Source organism: Pseudochrobactrum asaccharolyticum, from assembly GCF_003314995.1.
GTDB lineage: Bacteria > Pseudomonadota > Alphaproteobacteria > Rhizobiales > Rhizobiaceae > Pseudochrobactrum > Pseudochrobactrum asaccharolyticum.
The window spans coordinates 459,522-475,655 of sequence record NZ_QNRH01000003.1 but is presented as its reverse complement, the minus strand read 5'-3'; the positions used below and the strand labels follow the sequence as shown (position 1 = coordinate 475,655).

Below are 16,134 nucleotides of genomic sequence, written 5' to 3'. Positions count from 1 at the left end.
ATATAGCTATAGGCATAGCTGTCATTGGCTGCCTGCGCAGGCGGGACATCTGAGCCTAATTAAAAATACGTATTGTAAGATTAAGAGAAAGGCTCTGCACCGGAAGCGTTGCACTCCGGTGCAGAGCTGTGCTGTTATTATTTCAGCAAGCCGGATTCTTTATAGAAACGCTCGGCACCCGGATGCAGCGGAATACCAAGGCTGGTCACTGCATTTGGCAGAGTGATCATTTTGCCCTTGGCGTGACCGGCATCCAGTGCTTTACGGGATGCGTCATTCCACATGGTCTTGGTGATGTTATAGATCAGATCATCAGACTGTTTGGCACTTGTCACCAGCTGTGCAGCAACGGAAATTGTATTGGTTTCACCAACGCCTTTATAGGTATCAGCCGGTACGGTATCCTTGGCAAAGAAGCTGTAGTCCTTGAGGATTTTATCCATTTCGGCACCTTCAATCGGCACAAGCGCAATGCCGTTGGTGCTGGCGAGTTCAGAAATTGCACCGGTCGGATATCCGCCGACAAAGAAATAGGCATCCAGCGCACCGTCTTTCAGGCGGTCACCGGCAGGACCCGGCTTCAGATATTCAGCTTTCACATCTTTTTCTGTCAGACCATAGGCTTCCAGCACGATACGCGCATCGACGATGGTACCGGAACCCGGCTCATCAAGGGAAACGCGTTTGCCTTTAAGATCAGCAACGGATTTGATGCCAGCATCTTTACGGGCAACCAGATGGATGGTTTCCGGATAGAGTGTTGCGATCAGACGCAGATCTTCCACTTTGCCTTTGCCGTCATAAAGACCGGTGCCGGTATAGGCCCAGTAAGCAACGTCCGACTGGGTGAAACCGGCTTCAAGGCCACCGCTCTTCACCGCATTAATATTGGCGACAGAGCCGTTAGAAGAGACTGCGGTCGCGACAAGACCCGGAACGCCCTGATCGCCATTACCGGAGATCGCATTAGCGATCAGCCCGCCGATCGGATAATAGGTGCCCGCAGTGCCACCGGTGCCAATACGGAAAAAGGCTGGTGTTTGTGCAGCTGCAACGGTCACGCCAATTGCAGCTGTTCCCAGAACTGCGGCGGTCATAAAGCGGCGAAAAGTCTTGCCCAATTTCATCTTCTCTCTCCCAAAAGAATTTCCTCTGTGCTGAACATGAAAAGATGAGCGCGAAATGTCAACCTTGGAGCTATAGGTGAAAACCACATTATACTTTAGTATGATAATAAATTTCATATTGCTTTTCAAATACATGAAAGGCGTGAAATTTAATCTTAGGCTGTCATATAAGGGGCGAAGTTTGTTTGTGCCTCATCGACCTGAATTGTCGAATACAGGGCAGGAAAAGCGCGTTGCGGACATTTCTGTCTTTCGCAAATTTTGCAACCGGCACCGATTGGCGTGCGTGCAGCAGGATCATCAAGGATCATGCCTTTGGAATAGACCAGCCGGTCGGCATGGTGCAGGTCGCAGCCCAGTGCAATCGCAAAGCTTTTCGATGGTGCTTTATAGCCGCCTTGCCGGTGTCTGATCATTTTGGCGATCCAGAAATAGGTGCGCCCGTCCGGCATTTCGGCCTGTTGCGTCAGAATGCGATCCGGTGAGGAAAAGGCTGCATAAATATTCCATAGCGGGCAGGTGCCGCCAAAACGCGAAAAGTGAAAATCTGTAGCGGACTGGCGCTTGGAGATATTGCCGGCACGATCCACGCGGATAAAGAAGAACGGCACACCGCGTGCTTCAGGCCGTTGCAACGTGCTGAGGCGATGGCAGATAGTCTCGAAGCTTACCGCATAGCGTTGTTCAAGCAATTCAATATCATAGCGCAATTGTTCTGCGCTTTGCAGAAAATGCATATAGGGCATCAGCACGGCACCGGCAAAATAATTGGCGAGGCCAATACGTGCCAGCACCAGTGCTTCAGGACTGCAGAATGCTGTTTTCTCTAAAAGTTGATCGAGCAGTTGTTTTTGTTCAAGAAAAGCGATTTGCGTTGCAAGCTGAAAGGCCTGTTGACCTTCATCCAGACGCGGCGACAGGGCAAGAAGGCGGGTACTCTTGTCAAAATGACGAACAGTGTCGGTGCTATCGGTGCCAGCCTGTTCAACCAACCGCACACCGTGCATTTGCAGCAGGCGCTCTGCCAAAGCATGTTTCATCTTGCCGACTGGCAGGCCGAGCTTGCGGCTTAGCGCTTCCCCCTCATGGTCGAGCTCCGGTATGTAATTGCGGTGTGCGTAGAAATATTCCCGCACTTCTTCATAGGGGGTGGAGAGCATTACCGGCAAATCAGCAGAGCGGTCATTGCCAAGCTGGTTCGCAAGATATGCAGATTGTTCCTGCGCTTCGCCCAGTTGTTTATGCATTTCCACAAGCAACCGCCCGACTGCGGGCATATTGGCAGCTAATTCGCGAATTTCTGTTTTGCCAAGCTGCTCATTGAGGCGCGGATCGGCAAAGACTTCACGCAGATCGCTGAATAATCGGGCTTCCTCGGCTTCAGAGAACAATTGCACATCAATGCCAAAAGCCTCATTGAGACGGAGCAAAACCTGCACTGTCAGCGGGCGTTGATTATTCTCAATCTGATTGAGGTAACTCAAAGAAATACCAAGGCTTTTGGCCAGTGACATCTGAGTGAGCTGACGCTCTTCCCGCAGTTTTTTAAGTTTAATACCTACAAAAGTTTTACGCATTCTTCAGGCCCTCCCGACCTTTCAGATTAACGCTGAGATGTGTTGTTCCTTATGCATGCCTGTTGTTGATCAGTCGGTATCGACTTCGCAAACTTCACAATTTCACAAAAAGTCACCGCCGTCACTTCGCTTTTTCAGCCATAGTCGCAAAATTTTGTCACGGTATAGTTGGTTTCAGAGGGCATTCGGCTTCGCAAATTACACAATGGGTCGTCATGGCCTTGGCTATGACAGAAATGGACCGTCATAGTTTTTGCTATGACAGAAAAGGAAATCTCTGTGAAACTCCATAAAGTGCGTACCTATAAATCGGCTGAACATCTGGCACGTGAGGATCAGCTGGCATGGAAATTTGCTGCCATGGCCGCCGATGATGTGCCACTGGATGATGATGTGGTTGAGATGATCGGGAACCGTATCATTGACAACGCATCCGTTGCGGCTGCGTCACTGATGCGCCGTCCGGTTGTCAGTGCGCGTATGCAGGCGCTCGCCCATCCTTATAAGCGCGGTGCCACTGTTTTTGGTTTGCCTGCGGATCAGCGTGTGTCACCGGAATGGGCGGCATGGGCGAATGGCGTTGCAGTACGCGAACTGGATTTCCACGATACATTTCTCGCTGCCGATTACTCCCATCCGGCGGATAATATTCCGTCGATGCTGGCAGTGGCGCAGCATTGCGGCCTCAATGGTTCCGCGCTGGCACGTGGTATTGCCACCGGTTATGAAATTCAGGTCAATCTTGTGAAAGGTATTTGTCTGCACGAGTTTAAAATTGACCACATTGCCCATTTGGGGCCATCGGCTGCAGCCGGTATCGGCACCATGTTGGGTTTAAGCACCGAGCAGATTTATCAGGCTATTCAGCAGGGTCTGCATACCACAACGACTACGCGTCAGTCCCGTAAGGGCGAGATTTCCAGCTGGAAAGCCTATGCGCCAGCCTTCGCCGGTAAAATGGCTGTGGAAGCTGTTGACCGCATTATGCGCGGTGAGGGCGCACCTTCTCCTGCATGGGAAGGTGAAGACGGTTTCATCGCATGGCTGCTCGGTGGTCCGAAAGCTGAATATTTTGTGCCGGTGCCGGAAATCGGTGAGCGCAAACGTGCGATCATGGATACTTATACCAAAGAACATTCGGCTGAGTATCAGAGTCAGGCACTGATCGATCTCGCACGTCGTATGCGTTCAAGTGTCAAGGATTTCTCTAAGATTGCCAGCATTGTGCTGCATACCAGCCATCATACCCATTATGTGATTGGTACCGGTGCCAATGATCCGCAGAAAATGGATCCGAATGCCAGTCGTGAAACGCTTGATCATTCGATCATGTATATTTTCGCGGTCGCACTGGAAGACGGCACATGGCACCATGAGCATTCCTATGCACCGGAGCGTGCCAAACGTCCGGAGACAGTTGCGCTCTGGCACAAGGTCAGTACGGTGGAAGATCCGGCATGGACTAAGCGCTATCACAGCCATGATCCGAATGAAAAAGCCTTCGGTGCCCGTGTGGTTATTACCATGCAGGACGGCTCGGTGATCGAAGATGAATTGGCGCTGGCCGATGCACATCCGTTAGGTGCCCGCCCGTTCAAACGTCCGGATTATGTCCGTAAATTCCGTACTCTGGCTGAAGGGATTATCGGGCAGGAAGAACAGGATCGTTTCATCAAAACAGTTGAACGTCTGACAGAGCTGACCACCGATGAACTGGCTGGTCTCAATATTACGGCGCTGCCGGGTAAATGCGAACCGGGCAAGGCGCACGGTATTTTCGACTGGCAGGGTTGAGCCGGTCTCTGCGGGTGCCACATTTGATGGCACCCGTCATCCGCAACGCAAAATCTGAGCTGCAGGCATGTTTTCCGTAATGATCCGGGAGGGATCGGAAATGGTGCTTTGCAACCAAGGGAGAGAATGATGAGCATTGCAGAAAGTGAAACAACGGTAACGCCGCCAAAAAAGAAATCCGTGGCTTTGTCCGGCGTGGTTGCCGGTAATACTGCCCTTTGTACTGTCGGACGTAGTGGTAATGATCTGCATTATCGCGGTTTTGATATTCATGATCTCGCATTGCAGTGCGATTTTGAAGAAGTCGCGCATTTGCTGGTGCATGGCACATTGCCGACCAAACGCGAATTGATTGCCTATCAGCAAAAACTCAAAGCCATGCGCGGTCTGCCGACAAATGTGAAGGCGGCGCTCGAATTGCTGCCTGCGGCGAGCCATCCGATGGATGTGATGCGCACCGGCGTCTCCGTTCTTGGCTGTGTACTGCCGGAGGTGAGCGGCCATCCGCAAGCGGGCGCTAAAGATATTGCCGACCGGCTGATGGCTTCGCTTGGTTCGATGTTACTCTATTGGTATCACTTTGCCCATCATGGCCGCAGGGTGGAGCTGGAAACCGATGATGATACGATCGGTGGCCACTTTCTGCGTGTTCTCCACGGCAAAGAGCCGACACCGGCTGCCGTGCGGGCGATGAATATCTCGCTGATCCTCTATGCTGAGCATGAATTTAACGCGTCTACTTTTACAGCCCGTACCATCGCAGGCACAGGTTCAGACGTTTATTCTTGCATTGCCGGTGCCATTGGTGCGCTGCGCGGCCCGAAACATGGTGGTGCTAATGAGGTGGCGCTGGAAATCCAGCAGCGCTATTCTGATCCTGATGAAGCAGAGGCCGATATTCTGCGCCAGCTGGAGCAGAAACAGGTGGTGATCGGTTTCGGCCATCCGGTCTATACGATTGCTGATCCGCGTAATGAGATCATCAAAAAAGTCGCACTGGAACTGTCGGAAGAGGCCGGCACAACCAAGATGTTCGACATTGCCGAGCGTATTGAAACGGTGATGATGGACAATAAGAAAATGTTCCCGAACCTCGATTGGTTCAGCGCTGTTTCCTACCACATTCTCGGTGTGCCGACAGCGATGTTTACGCCGTTGTTTGTGATTGCCCGCACTTCCGGCTGGGCAGCACATATCATCGAGCAGCGCATTGATAACAAGATTATCCGTCCGTCCGCCAATTATATCGGCCCCGACAATCTGACCTTTATCCCGATTGACGAACGATCCGCAGCAACTCCCAAGTCTATTTAACTGAGACAGTCTGAGTGAGTATCATGCCTTATTTATCTGCTTCCGATCTGCCAACCAAATCCGCCGGAGAGCGGTTCCGTGAATTGATGAGCAAACCCGGCATTGTGCAATTGCCGGGCGCGCATAATGGTATGGCGGCCATTCAGGCGCGCAATGCCGGTTTTGAAGGGCTTTACCTCTCCGGCGCTGCGATGACAGCTTCGATGGGCTTGCCGGATCTCGGCATTATCACGGTCGATGAAGTGGCTTTCTTCATTCGTCAGATTGCCCGCTCCAGTGGTTTGCCGCTCGTTGTTGACGGTGACACCGGCTATGGCGAGGCACTGAATGTGATGCATATGGTGCGCACATTCGAAGATGCCGGTGCTGCCGCTGTGCATATTGAAGATCAGTTGCTGCCAAAAAAATGCGGTCATCTGAACGATAAGAAGTTGGCAACTGCCGATGATATGGCGGCCAAAGTAGCTGCTGCCGCCAAAGCACGCCGTCATCTCTATCTGATTGCCCGTACCGATGCTGCAGCCAGCGAAGGACTGGACGGTGCGGTTGCACGTGCCAAAATGTATATGGATGCCGGTGCCGATGCGATTTTCCCTGAGGCGCTGAACACGGCAGAAATGTTCCGTGAATTTGCCAAGCGTATGCCGGGTGTGCCGCTTTTAGCTAATATGACCGAGTTTGGCCGCACCCCTTTCTTTACTGCGCAGGAATTTGAGGAAATGGGCTATAAAATGGTGATCTGGCCGGTGTCATCGCTGCGCGTTGCCAATAAAGCGCAGGAAAAGCTTTATGCGACGCTCAAGCGTGACGCCTCTACCAAGGCAATGGTCGATGAAATGCAGACCCGTGCCGAGCTCTATGATACGATTGGTTTGCATCATTATGAAGAGCTCGACCGCACGATTATTAAAACCATCGTGCCGACACTCGACTGAATATTATAGCTGATGTTGATGGGAAAAACGCGGTGACATAGTCATCGCGTTTTCTTTATCCGGATAACGTGGTTTCCGGTGTTGCTTTCGATCGTATCGTCGTTATGAGTAAGTGCCTGTTTAAATTCTTGCACTTCTCTCATCCGGCACCATACGATTGATCTTATGCAAAATTCCTCAGAAGACATTCCGGTGAGATACAGATGGGGGCTTGGTGCCTCGGTTATTTTGCATCTGCTATTGATTGCTGTTTTGCTTTTCGGTGTGCCGGATGTGTTTCCCCCGGCAGAGGAACAGAGCATTCATGTAGAACTGGTTGAACCTGAAGAAAAAGAACCGGAACCTGCACCATCGCCGGAGCAGGTTAGTGAGCCTGAGACTTCTCAGGTTGAGGAGCCTGCCGCTGAGCAGATTCAGGAGCAAAAACCGCAGGCTTTTGAAAGCGCGGCACCGGAGGATGACAAACCTCAACCCGAAGAGCCGGTTGAGACGACACCAATAGAGGAACCGCAGACGCAGACCGAGACAGCAGAAGATAAGGTTGCTGAGCCGAAAGAAGAGGCGGTTACTTTACAACCTGTCAAATCTGATCCGGAGCTGAAAAAAGCGAAAGAAATTCACTCCAAGGATATGCTTTCCGACCCGCGTGTCAAACAGGCGATTGGCAAATTACTGATGAAAGACCGGATGGTTCAGGTTTGTAGCATTGAAGCGCTGGAGCAAATACGTCGCCAAAAAGCAGGTGCTTTTCCGGATATTCTGGCGCCTATCGGGAGTGAAACACAGGGAACACGTTTTGAGGTCAAAAACGGTGCTTTTCGCAGTCAGGGGAAATGGTATGAGGTTCGCTTTCAATGTCAGGTCAATGCGGATGCCATGAGCATTCAGGAGTTTCGCTATAATATCGGGCAAGCCATTCCTGAAAGTGAGTGGCAGGCGCGTGACTTGCCGCGGGATTAATTACATTCATTTTCGCGATAAAACTGCAAAGCAGATTAGGCAGCGTCACAGCTCGGTGCGCACTTTCCAAAGCTCAGGAAATAGCACAACCTCCAGCATTTTGCGCAGATAAGACACACCGCCGGTGCCGCCGGTGCCGCGTTTCAGGCCGATGATGCGCTCAACTGTCGTCACGTGGTTGAAGCGCCAGCGCCGGAAATAATCCTCAAAATCAACCAGTTTTTCAGCCAGTTCATAAAGCTGCCAGTATTTTTCAGGTGCCTGATAAATCTCTTTCCATGCATTGAGAACCTGCACATTTTCGGTGCGTGTTTCACGCCAGCTCGTGCGGTTTGCATCCTCACCAATATCGAAACCATTGCGCGCCAGTAACAGCAATGCTTCATCATAGAGGCTGGGCGCAGCAAGAATACCTTCCAGCAAAGCCGAAATATCTTCACGATGTTTATGCGGCTGCAGCATTGCAGCGTTACGATTGCCTGCCAGAAATTCAACCATCCGGTATTGATAAGACTGGAAGCCCGAAGACTGGCCGAGTGAGTTGCGGAATTCTGTATATTCACTCGGTGTCATGGTACGCAAAACATCCCAAGCATTGTTGAGCTGCTCAAAAATTCGTGCAACCCGTGTCAGCATTTTAAACGCCGGTTGAGGCTGGTCATTGCGGATACAGGTAATAGCCGAGCGGATTTCATGAATAGCCAGCTTCATCCAAAGTTCAGAAGCCTGATGCTGAATGATAAACAACAATTCATCATGGGCTTGTGAGAGCGGTGCTTGCGCATCGAGAATTTTGTCCAGAGACAGATAATCACCATAGGACATGCGGTCTTTGAAAGACATTTGCGCGCCTTCTTTTGAAGGATCATAAGACGTTGTCATGCCACATATACCTTATTAATTGTCGTATGGATTTCGAAGGAAAATCGTGTTCGGTTACTTTATGCTGCACTCTGATTGCAGATAAACATCCAGCGTATAGCCGATATGTTCGCTCATCAGTTTGCGCGCTTGCTCGGTATCCCGGTTGAGCACTGCGTTCATTAATTCAGTGTGATGCGCCAGCCCCATAGCGTCTTCCAAGGCTGTGCAAGCGCGTTGCCCGGCTTCATCCAGCAAAGCTGCAGCGCGAATGGTCGGAGCGAGGCTTAAAAACCTGTGATGGCGGCGTAACTGATGCCAGATTGTCGTATAAAAATGCTTCAGCCAATCCGATGTTGCAGCACTAAGCAAAGCATTGTGAAAGGCTGTGTGCCGCTCTTCCCATTCATCAATGGCAGTTTCAGTGGCATCAGTCGTTACGATTGAGCATCGTGACAACCGATAATGGGTTGTGACAATCGCGGCTTCCCAATCATTGTCGCCATGCTTCATGGCTTCAAGCAAAAGCGGGACTTCAATCACCATACGGGCTTGCGTTAAATCCTCAAGCTCACCTTGCGAAACCGGAGCGACTGCAAAGCCTCGATTGCTGGACGCGGTTACCAGTTTTTCTGCTTCAAGGCGGGATAATGCCTCACGCAAGGGCGTCCAGCCAAAATCGTAATCCTCGAGTAAGGCTTTTAATTTCAACGGGGCACCAGGACGCAGCCGTACCGACAAAATGTCATTGCGCAGCTGTTGATAGGCTTGCTGAGTTTTTGTTGAAGTTTCGTTCTCTTGCATTTTTCCTGCCCCTGTCAGGGTAAAATATATATTTTAAGCCCATCTAGTCAATAATATATATAATGATTGACACGCGCTTGCAGGAGAATACACTGCCCATACGCTGCAAAAATAAGCAGCATCGCCAATAATGGGGATATAAAATGGGAACGATACGTAAACTTGCTTTTTTGAGCGCTATGTTTGCCGGTGCTTTTGCGGCCTCCACCGCGTTCGCTGATCCGATTAAAATTGGTATTGCAAATTTCGGAGAACATCCGCAACTGAATACTGCAGTGCAAGGTTTCAAAAATGCGCTGACTGCTGCCGGATATATTGAAGGCACGGATGTGGTTTATAGTGAAAGCCACACTAATTTCGACATATCATTGGTTCCGCAAATGATTGCTAAGCTGCAATCTGAGAAGCCGAAACTTATTTATACGATTACAACACCAGTCTCGCAGGTTGCCAAGAAAGCACTGTGGGGTTCGGATACCCCTGTGGTCTTTGCCGCCGTGACCGATCCGGTGGAAGCAAAGCTGGTTCCCTCGTGGGATGCCGGTGATAAAGGCATGACCGGCGCAACCGATTTGCAAGATGTTGCTGCCATTATGGCCTTTACCAAAAAGCTGCTGCCGGAGGCAAAACGCTTTGGCGTGGCCTATAATCCGGGTGAAGCGAATGACGTGGCTCTGTTACGTAAATTTGAAGAAGCGGCTTCGGATGCAGGTTTCACGGTCGTTCCGGTGGGCATTGATAATATTAATGATATCCAGCAACGCATTACGGCATTTTCCGGTAAAGTAGATGTCATTTATACGCCGGGATCAAATCTCCTGCAGCCGGCTATTGCTGCTGTTGCGGCCGCTGCCCGCCAAATCTCCGTACCGGTGATGAATGTAGATGAGAGTGCGGTTACCAAGGACATTGTGCCGGCCAGTTTTGCCGTGAATTATGAGCAGGTCGGTGAAAACGCAGGTAAAATTGCCGTTGAAATTCTGAAAGGCAAGGCACCTGAAACCATTCCGCCGTCACGGCCAACTTATGAAGACCACAGACCGCTGATCTCGAAAAAGGCACTCGCAACTTTTGGTATAACTCTGCCTGCAGCATTGGCTGATTGTAATTGTTTTGTTGAGTGATCGTGTCTCCACATGTGTAGACAGGCTGCATTGCCCCGCAATGCAGCCCAATCCGGTGCAGGGGAGCAAAAAATGCTTGAAATTAAATCAGCACGTAAGGTTTTCTATAAAGGTCAGGCCGACGAAAAAGTTGCGCTTAATGATCTTTCATTGTCTCTGGCCACAGGTGAATTTGGTATTGTTATTGGCTCAAATGGTGCCGGTAAAAGCAGTATGCTGAATGCCATATCCGGTGCACTGCAACTGGATAGCGGTCAGATTATCATCAATGGTAATGATGTCACCGCAATGCCGGTACACAAACGCGCACTTCGCCTTGCTCGTGTTTTTCAGGATCCGATGCGCGGCACAGCGGCGAGCATGACGGTTGCGGAAAATATGCTTCTTGCAGAATTACGCAGTTCGAAACGCTCATTCCGCAAGGGTTTAAATGCCACGCGGATCGCTGCCTATAAAGAGCGGCTGGCTCTGCTCGGATTAGGCCTCGAAGACCGGTTGAATACACGGGTTGAGTTGCTTTCCGGTGGCCAGCGGCAATCACTGTCTCTCATTATGGCAGTAGGTGGCTCGCCTGATCTGTTGTTGCTGGACGAGCATACTGCTGCTCTTGATCCGCGTACGGCGGATATTGTTATGCAGGCAACAATTCGTGCGGTGAATGCGCTGCAACTGACCACATTGATGGTGACGCATAATATGCAGCATGCCGTTGATTTTGGTCATCGTATTCTCATGCTGAATGCAGGGCGGGTGCAGCTGGAAATTGCCGGTGCGGAAAAGGAGCAGACCAGTATTCCTGATCTGATCAACCATTTTTCCGTTAAATCCGACCATATGTTACTCGCGAGCTGAAGCATGGAATTTATTCAAACTGTTCTTGCCAGCTTTATCAGTCTTGTGCCGGTCACACTGGCACAAAGCCTTATTCTGGCATTTGTCGTGCTCGGGATTATGATCCCGTTTCGCATGCTCAATTTCCCCGATCTAACGAGTGAGGGGGCATTTCCGCTCGGCGGCTGTGTCTGCGGGGTGTTGCTTGCTGCAGGCGTTTCTGCCCCGCTGGCAATCGGATTTGCCTTGCTTGCCGGTTTTGTTGCAGGCTGCTGTACTGCTTTCATCCATTTGCGGTTTCGGATTCATACGCTTCTGGCCGGTATTTTGATGATGACGATGCTCTACAGCATCAATTTGCGCATCATGGGAAAATCCAATCTTTCAGTTTTTGGTACGCCGACCGTTTTTGATTGGGTGCCGTTCACCACGCCGGGCTTTACGGCCAGCAAAATCGTTGTCGCAGGCTTGTTGGGATTGCTGGTTTTCTTAGGGCTGAACAGCTTTTTCAAAACTGAAAAAGGCACAGGGATGCGTGCTGTTGGTGCAAATCCGGATATGGCCGAAGCGCAAGGCATTAATGTCTGGCTTGCCACGATTGGCGGCGTGGGACTCGCGGGAGCATTTTCCGCAACCGGCGGTGCGCTGATGGTTCAATCACAGGGCTTTGCCGATGTGAATATGGGGCTTGGTATTCTGATCAACGGTCTGGCATCGCTGATGATCGGCGAAGCGCTTGTTGGCAAACAGACCGTATTCCGGCAGCTTCTGGCGCCTTTCATTGGGGCGATTGTTTATTATCAGCTGGTGTCTTTGTGTCTGGCCGCAGGCATGCCGCCGCCGGATTTGAAACTTGCAACCGGATTATTCGTTCTCGCGATGCTGGCACTTCCTAATCTGCGCCGCAATCGGGGACCGGCACCCGCACGTGAAATTCTTCGATAAAGCAGTTTTTCAATGCTGCTCTGATACAGGAAAGATAAATTATGAAACATAGTCCTGACTTTGCCGAGATCAAAGCCATGGATAAAGCTGATCCGTTACGCGCGATGCGGGATCAGTTCATCCTGCCGGAAGGTGTTATTTATCTGGATGGCAACTCGCTTGGCGCGGCTTCCGCAGCAGTTTTGCAAAGCTTGCAGGAAGCCACACAAGAGTGGAGCCAAGATCTGATCAAAAGCTGGAACAAGGCCGGCTGGTTTGAGTTGCCATTGGTGCTTGGCGATCGCATCGGCCAGTTGATCGGCGCAGCGCGGGGGCAGGTTGTCGTCTGCGATACTACATCATCGAACCTCTACAAGGTGTTGCATGCAGCCTTGGCTATGCGACCGGATCGCTCGGTGATTGTTGCTGAAGGCGGGAGTTTTCCGACCGATCTCTATGTGGCTGAGGGCGTGATGTCCGTCCTGTCCGGCAAATCAATGCGACTGGAAGGTGTTGATGCACCGGATATTGAAAGCCTGATTGATGAGAGTGTTGCCGTGGTTCTGATCAACCACGTCAATTATAAAACCGGCGAATTGCGGGATATGGCAGCGCTCACGCAAAAGGCGCATGATGCCGGTGCTTTGATCATCTGGGATCTTTGCCACAGTGCCGGTGCTTTGCCGGTTCATCTCGACGAAGCCAAGGCAGATTTTGCTGTCGGCTGTACCTATAAATATCTCAACGGCGGCCCCGGTGCTCCGGCCTTCATCTATGCCGCGCAACATTTGCAAGGACAAATCCGGCAGCCTTTATCCGGCTGGTGGGGACATGCGCGGCCATTTGCATTTGAACAAACTTATGATGCTTCCGCCGGCATCGGACAGTTTTTGTGTGGTACCCAGCCGATCTTGTCCATACGTGCGCTTAAAGGCGCATTGAGCATTTGGGAGCAGGTTGATCTGCAAACTGTTCGTCAAAAAAGCATTGCGCTCACAGATCTGTTTATCAATCTCGTTGAGGCAAAATGCGCTGACTATGGCTTTGAATTGGAAAGCAACCGGAATGGCCAGAAGCGCGGCAGTCAGGTTTCCTTTAGTCATGCGAATAGCTATGAGATCATGCAGGCATTGATCGCCCGTGGTGTTATCGGTGATTTTCGTGCACCATCCAGTATGCGTTTTGGCTTTACGCCGCTTTATACCAGCTATGAGGATGTCTGGCAGGCTGTGCAGGTTCTGGAAGATGTGATGAAAAGTGGTGTCTGGCGCGATGCACAATATGCTGTTCGCACCGCTGTTACCTGAAGAGGCACACCATGTATGACCGACATATTTCAGACTGGGACAATGCCTATGCGAATGGTATTCATATCGTTGGCGGTGATCAGTGGGGCGATATCTGGAAGCAGCGCTCGGAGCAGTTTCGTTTAGCGAAACTTGCAGTACAGCGGGCATATCTCGACGTGCCCTACGGGGAAAAACCACGCAATATTTATGACCTGTTTATGCCGGAAGGAGAGGCGATGGGGCTGGTCGTCTTTATTCACGGTGGTTTTTGGACGGAGACAGATAAAAGCTACTGGTCATATCTTGCCAATGGCTCGGTAGAGCATGGTTTTGCCGTTGCCATGCCGTCTTATACTCTGTGCCCTGAGGCGACACTATCGGGCATTGCGGCAGAAGTCGCCCAAGCCATTGAACATGCCGCAGCAAGAATATCGGGACCTGTCTATCTTGCGGGGCATTCTGCCGGTGGGCAGCTCGCCTGCCGTATGATGACTGTATCCGGCCCGCTCAGTCCGCTCACGCGGCAGCGTATCCGGCATGTCCTGTCCATTTCAGGCTTGCATGATCTGCGCCCTCTGATGCAGACGGAGATGAATGCCTCTTTGCATATTGATGAGGATGAAGCTTTGGCCGAGAGTCCGGCGCTGTTACGCCCATGTGAGGCAACACGTTTGACCTGCTGGTACGGCAGCAATGAACGGCCTGAATTCATCCGGCAATCGAAACTTCTGGCGAATATCTGGCTTGGGCTTGGTGCAACCACAACCTGTATTGAAGAGATGGATAAACATCATTTCGATGTTCTTGATGGTTTATCCGATCCCTCCCATCCGCTCATCAAGCGTTTTTTGTTTTCGGAATGACAATGCAATAACAAGCTTCTGAGGAGGGGCGGGAGAATGATATCGCCCTTTCTCTTTGACCTTTTCAGGGCTTTCACTTACAGGTGACGGAGACCATTTTAGTTTTGCATATTTTATCCGTAATACCTTTGGAGCATAATCGCAGTTTTCAGAGTGTTACGCTTCCTGTTTCGGGATGATTATGAAAGTTACCAGACATGCTTGAGCGCCAGCATCTTGCAATCCTGTTTGAAGTTGACAGGCTGGGAAGTCTTACGGCTGCTGCTCGTCAGCTAAACCTGACACAATCGGCATTAAGTCATGCGATCCGTAAATTGGAAGAGCGTTGCGGTACGGCTTTGTGGGAAAAAGATGGTCGTCAGCTGCGTCTTACCCAGGCGGGTGAATATCTGCTTAAGCTCTCAAAACGAATTTTACCGCAGCTGGAGCGTGCTGAACAGGTTCTCGGAGATATCCGCTCCGGACAGCGCGGGACACTGGTCATTGGTATGGAGTGCCATCCGTGTCATCAATGGTTGATGCGGGTCATGCAGCCTTATCTTGAGGCATGGCCGGATGTGGATATAGACCTCAAAACGGCTTTTCATACGGGCGGTGTCGCGGATCTGCTGGCGCATGATATTGATATCTTGATTACGCCGGATCCTTATGAAACGCGGCATATCCATTTCACACCGGTTTTTGCCTATGAACTGGTGCTGGCAGTGCCGGAGCATCATGAGCTTGCAAAGGCCGGTTTTGCAAATCCGCAGGATTTATTGTCTGAAACTCTGATTACCTATCCTATTGAGCCTGAAAGACTGGATATATTTACCCAGTTCTTGCTGCCTCAACATTGTTATCCCTACAAACATCGCAAAGTTGAAACAACAGAAATGATGTTACAGCTCGTGGCTGCCGGACGTGGTATCAGTGCCGTGCCCGACTGGTTGCTGCGTGAACGCACAGAAGAACTGAATATCCGGGCTGTACGGATCGGACAGGGTGGTATTCATAAAAATATTCACTTAGGCATCCGGACCGGTGAGAATAAGACAGACTATATTGCCGGTTTTCTTGATATCTCCCGCGTGACCAAAGTTACAACTCCGCATTGATCTGAACAACGCGTAAGTTGTTTAGACGCTCGGTTTTATAGGCAATCTTTGATTTTCTTTTATAAGGCGGTAATTGTTACGGTAACATAGATCGTAACAGTCATTTATTTTTATAAAAACGGAATTTGAAATTATTCTTCTTCATATTCCGCAATAGTATTGTCAATCGCTGTGATATTCAGTTCAAGTTCAGCAATTTGACGCAGAAGGCTTTTATTCGGCATACTATTGAAATTGGCGGCTTCTATTAAAAGTTCTCTTTGTTCTGCGCGAATAATGTTGGATAGATTAATAAGTTTATCTTTAATTTTTTTATTAATTTCATTTCCCATGGGTACAATTCTTCTGTGTGGGTTGATTGCAAACTCAAATGTATTGATGAGTACTATGCATTTAAATCTGCATAGAATTTTCTCTGCGCACTATAATTCATAAAATTGAAAAAAACGAGTCATCTTATGCAATTAATATAATCGTTGTGTACACCGTTTTTGCTTAACAAGCGTTCGCGCCTCCGGAGCGTTGTATCTGTATTTTGAGAAGACAGAATATGATGAATTTGCGTTAGCACAAAATATGAATTCAATTCTATACCTATACTTTCACATATATGCAGGTTATCGCATATATGGAG

General features: G+C 50.1%; 15 protein-coding genes. 10 read left to right on the top strand and 5 right to left on the bottom strand.

Going from position 1 to position 16,134, the window contains the following annotated elements; genetic code table 11:
* Nucleotides 1–137: 137 nt before the first annotated feature.
* Nucleotides 138–1,127 carry a TAXI family TRAP transporter solute-binding subunit gene (locus DFR47_RS10535; protein ID WP_113944360.1) on the bottom strand — a complete coding sequence of 330 codons (990 nt, stop codon included), beginning with the start codon at nt 1,125–1,127 and terminating at the stop codon, nt 138–140.
* A gap of 155 nt (nt 1,128–1,282) precedes the next feature.
* A complete protein-coding gene (locus tag DFR47_RS10530; protein WP_113944359.1) occupies nt 1,283–2,704 on the bottom strand; it encodes a short-chain fatty acyl-CoA regulator family protein in 1,422 nt (473 codons plus the stop codon).
* A 279-nt stretch (nt 2,705–2,983) separates the two neighbouring features.
* Between DFR47_RS10530 and DFR47_RS10525 the strand changes: the two genes are divergently transcribed.
* From DFR47_RS10525 to DFR47_RS10510, 4 genes are all read left to right on the top strand, one after another.
* The gene (locus tag DFR47_RS10525) at nt 2,984–4,498 is read left to right on the top strand and encodes an MmgE/PrpD family protein (protein ID WP_113944518.1); all 1,515 of its coding nucleotides are present in this window, start codon (nt 2,984–2,986) and stop codon (nt 4,496–4,498) included.
* Between the two features lie 126 nt (nt 4,499–4,624).
* The gene (gene prpC / locus DFR47_RS10520) at nt 4,625–5,812 is read left to right on the top strand and encodes a bifunctional 2-methylcitrate synthase/citrate synthase (protein ID WP_374788372.1); all 1,188 of its coding nucleotides are present in this window, start codon (nt 4,625–4,627) and stop codon (nt 5,810–5,812) included.
* 23 nt (nt 5,813–5,835) lie between these two features.
* Complete coding sequence (gene prpB, locus DFR47_RS10515) at nt 5,836–6,747, top strand: methylisocitrate lyase (protein ID WP_113944357.1); 912 nt, start codon at nt 5,836–5,838, stop codon at nt 6,745–6,747.
* 192 nt (nt 6,748–6,939) lie between these two features.
* Nucleotides 6,940–7,707, top strand: a complete 768-nt coding sequence (locus DFR47_RS10510; RefSeq protein WP_245416532.1) for a DUF930 domain-containing protein — start codon at nt 6,940–6,942, stop codon at nt 7,705–7,707.
* A 45-nt stretch (nt 7,708–7,752) separates the two neighbouring features.
* On the opposite strand, the gene kynA is transcribed toward DFR47_RS10510, so the two are convergent.
* Together kynA and DFR47_RS10500 are read right to left on the bottom strand one after the other, a co-directional pair.
* A complete protein-coding gene (gene kynA, locus DFR47_RS10505) occupies nt 7,753–8,589 on the bottom strand; it encodes a tryptophan 2,3-dioxygenase (protein WP_113944355.1) in 837 nt (278 codons plus the stop codon).
* Between the two features lie 54 nt (nt 8,590–8,643).
* On the bottom strand, nt 8,644–9,372 hold the full coding sequence (locus tag DFR47_RS10500; protein ID WP_113944354.1) for a GntR family transcriptional regulator: 729 nt from the start codon (nt 9,370–9,372) through the stop codon (nt 8,644–8,646).
* A gap of 143 nt (nt 9,373–9,515) precedes the next feature.
* Between DFR47_RS10500 and DFR47_RS10495 the strand changes: the two genes are divergently transcribed.
* The 6 genes from DFR47_RS10495 to DFR47_RS10470 all read left to right on the top strand — a co-directional run bounded on the left by DFR47_RS10495 (nt 9,516) and on the right by DFR47_RS10470 (nt 15,500).
* Nucleotides 9,516–10,496 (top strand): ABC transporter substrate-binding protein, encoded by a 981-nt coding sequence (locus DFR47_RS10495; RefSeq protein WP_113944353.1) that lies wholly within the window; start codon nt 9,516–9,518, stop codon nt 10,494–10,496.
* Nucleotides 10,497–10,568: 72 nt separating this feature from the next.
* The gene (locus DFR47_RS10490; protein WP_113944517.1) at nt 10,569–11,348 is read left to right on the top strand and encodes an ABC transporter ATP-binding protein; all 780 of its coding nucleotides are present in this window, start codon (nt 10,569–10,571) and stop codon (nt 11,346–11,348) included.
* Between the two features lie 3 nt (nt 11,349–11,351).
* The gene (locus DFR47_RS10485) at nt 11,352–12,272 is read left to right on the top strand and encodes an ABC transporter permease (RefSeq protein WP_113944352.1); all 921 of its coding nucleotides are present in this window, start codon (nt 11,352–11,354) and stop codon (nt 12,270–12,272) included.
* A 41-nt stretch (nt 12,273–12,313) separates the two neighbouring features.
* Complete coding sequence (gene kynU, locus DFR47_RS10480) at nt 12,314–13,558, top strand: kynureninase (RefSeq protein ID WP_113944351.1); 1,245 nt, start codon at nt 12,314–12,316, stop codon at nt 13,556–13,558.
* Nucleotides 13,559–13,569: 11 nt separating this feature from the next.
* The gene (locus tag DFR47_RS10475) at nt 13,570–14,403 is read left to right on the top strand and encodes an alpha/beta hydrolase (RefSeq protein ID WP_113944350.1); all 834 of its coding nucleotides are present in this window, start codon (nt 13,570–13,572) and stop codon (nt 14,401–14,403) included.
* Between the two features lie 197 nt (nt 14,404–14,600).
* Complete coding sequence (locus DFR47_RS10470; protein ID WP_113944349.1) at nt 14,601–15,500, top strand: LysR family transcriptional regulator; 900 nt, start codon at nt 14,601–14,603, stop codon at nt 15,498–15,500.
* Between the two features lie 131 nt (nt 15,501–15,631).
* On the opposite strand, the gene DFR47_RS10465 is transcribed toward DFR47_RS10470, so the two are convergent.
* Entirely contained in the window at nt 15,632–15,832 is a 201-nt protein-coding gene (locus DFR47_RS10465) for a hypothetical protein (protein ID WP_113944348.1), read from the bottom strand.
* Nucleotides 15,833–16,134 lie beyond the last annotated feature (302 nt).